General features: G+C 74.3%; 3 protein-coding genes. All 3 read right to left on the bottom strand.

Annotation, left to right across the window (positions count from 1 at the left end; genetic code table 11):
• Nucleotides 1–21 precede the first annotated feature (21 nt).
• From ACTUAL_RS02695 to ACTUAL_RS02685, 3 genes are read right to left on the bottom strand one after another with little or no spacing between them, the layout of a single operon-like run.
• Complete coding sequence (locus ACTUAL_RS02695) at nt 22–303, bottom strand: bacteriophage holin (protein ID WP_096492768.1); 282 nt, start codon at nt 301–303, stop codon at nt 22–24.
• Between the two features lie 25 nt (nt 304–328).
• Nucleotides 329–1,294: a helix-turn-helix transcriptional regulator gene (locus ACTUAL_RS02690; RefSeq protein WP_096492767.1), complete on the bottom strand. Its 966-nt coding sequence runs from the start codon at nt 1,292–1,294 to the stop codon at nt 329–331.
• Nucleotides 1,291–2,274 carry a helix-turn-helix transcriptional regulator gene (locus tag ACTUAL_RS02685; protein ID WP_440899150.1) on the bottom strand — a complete coding sequence of 328 codons (984 nt, stop codon included), beginning with the start codon at nt 2,272–2,274 and terminating at the stop codon, nt 1,291–1,293. The genes ACTUAL_RS02690 and ACTUAL_RS02685 overlap by 4 nt, the downstream gene beginning before the upstream one ends.
• Nucleotides 2,275–2,375 lie beyond the last annotated feature (101 nt).

Raw genomic sequence — 2,375 nt, 5'->3', positions numbered from 1 at the left:
ACCACGGCGATGATCAGCAGTTCAGGCACTCCGAGATTGGGCATGGTGTTCCTCCTGTCGGCCCCGGTTCCTCGATCGTAGCCGGGGTTCGCCCTGACGGGCCTTGTCCGGACGCCGCTGCCGGAAGGCCACCCCGAGCGCGGCCAGGCGCGCCCGCAGGAAGCCGACCCGATCGCCGACCCTGTCGCTCATCAGAGTGCTTGCCGCGCGTGCGCGGCGCAACGACCGGGTGACCTTGAGCACGGCCACCACCAGGATGACCAGCCCGAGCAGCACCAGTGCTAGGGACGGCAAGTACGGCACACCGTCAACCGTATAGGCAAGCGGTTCACCGGAGTTGATCCGCCCGGTCCAACGCGGCCCTGGCCTGCCTCGCCACCGCCTCGACCAGCTCGGCGGGCTCCTCCGCGCGCACCTCGCCGCCCTGGCCCAGCACGAGCCGGACCATCCAGGCGGTGTCGGTGTAGCGCATCAGCACGCGGGCGCGGCCGTCCGGCAGCTCGACCAAGGCCTCGGTCGGGTAGTACTCGGCGAACCAGCGGGCGTCCGGCTCCAGCACGAGCACGGCGGCGCGCTGGTCCGGGTCGGGCTGGAACAGGCCCTCGGAGGTGTCGGTGGGCACGGCGTGCGGCGGCGGGCTGGCAGGCTCGTCGAGCACCTCGACGGCGTCGACCCGGTCGATCCGGAACAGCCGCACCCCGTCGGCGGCCCGGCACCAGGCCTCCAGGTAGCTGCGGCCCTCGACCAGCAGCATCCGCATCGGGTCGACGACCCGGTCGGTGATCTCGTCGCGGGACGGCGTGTAGTAGCGCAGCGCGAGCGCGCGGCGGGCCCGCACGCCCTCGGCGATGGCGTCGCGCACGCGCGCCGTCTCCGGGCCCTCGCGCACGGCGAGGCCGACCGCGACGCCCGAGGGCTGGGCCTGGCCGACGGCGGACTCGACCTTGGCGACGGCGCGCTCGACGGCGGCCTTGTCCGCGACGCCGGGCGTGTCGGCGAGCGCGCGCAGCGCCACCAGCAGCGACGTGGCCTCGGCGGCGGTCAGGCGCAGCGGGCGGCTCATGCCCGCGTCGAACGTGACGGTGACCGTCTCGCCCTCGAACGACAGGTCGATCAGGTCGCCGGGGCCGTAGCCGGGGAGGCCGCACATCCAGAGCAGCTCCAGGTCCTTGCGCAGCTGCTTGGGGGTGACCTGGAAGTCGGCGGCGGCCTCGTCGATCGGGATGCCGGGGCGGGCCAGCAGGTACGGGACCAGCGCGAGCAGCCTCGGCAGCCGGTCGTTCGCCGAGGTCACACGACCACCCCCGTCCCGCGCAGCGCGCCGAGCAGGCGCTCCCGCACGCTCTTGGCCAGCACCTCGGGCTCCAGCACGACGGCGTCGGGGCCGAAGCCCGCGATCCAGCCCGCGGCCGAGTCCGGGAAGTTCAGCTCGATCTCCAGCAGGTCGCCGGGCACGCCCGCGAGCTCGCGCTCCCCCACGACGCGCGCGCGGCGGCGCAGGCCGTGGCCGCGGCCCTTGGCGACCCACAGCTTCGCGGGCGCGGGCGGCTGCGGGGAGGGCTGGGTGCGGGCGACGAACCCGAGCAGGTCGACGTCGTCGGGCCTGGTCACGGCGCCGGGCTTGCCGAGGGTGCGCACGTCGCCGACGATCCGGGACAGCCGGAAGCAGCGGGTCGCGGCACGGTCGCGGTCGTGGCCCACCACATACCACCTACCCCGCCAGCAGACCACGCCCCACGGCTCGACGGTGCGGGTGCGCACCTCGACCGGGCTGGGGCGGCGGTAGTCGAACTCGACCACGCGGCCGGTCTGCGAGGCGGCGAGCAGCGGCGGGAACGCCGGTTCGGTCGCGCGGACCCTCGGCTCGACCGGCACGTGCACGTCCTGGTCCACGTCGACGCCCGCCGCGCGCAGCTTCAGCAGCGCGCCGTGGGCGGCGCCGGTGAGCTGCGGGGAGTCCCAGAGGCGGCCCGCGAGCGCGACGGCGGCGGCCTCGTCGGGCTCGAGGTCGATGTCGCCGAGCTCGTAGTCGCGGCGGGCGATGCGGTAGCCGTCGACGGAGTCGAAGGCGCCGCTGCGCCCGGTCTCCAGGGGGACGCCCAGGTCGCGGAGCTCGGACTTGTCGCGCTCGAACATGCGGAAGAACGCCTCGTCCGTCGCGGCGTCGGTGTATCCGGGGACGATGGCGCGAATGCGCGCGGCGGTCAGGTACTGGCGAGTGGAGAGCAGGCACAGGACCAGGTTGACGAGCCGCTCAGCACGTGCGGTGGCCACGACGGAACCCTAACCCCGCCGGGGGGTTGGGTGACCGGCATCCCTGGTGGTTTCCTGGGCGACCGGTCCGTTGGGTTGGGTTTTTGCTGGTCAGGGCGGGT

Source organism: Actinosynnema sp. (genome assembly GCF_052038725.1).
Note: the sequence above shows the minus strand (reverse complement) of the source record. Positions and strands in the feature narration are given on the sequence as shown.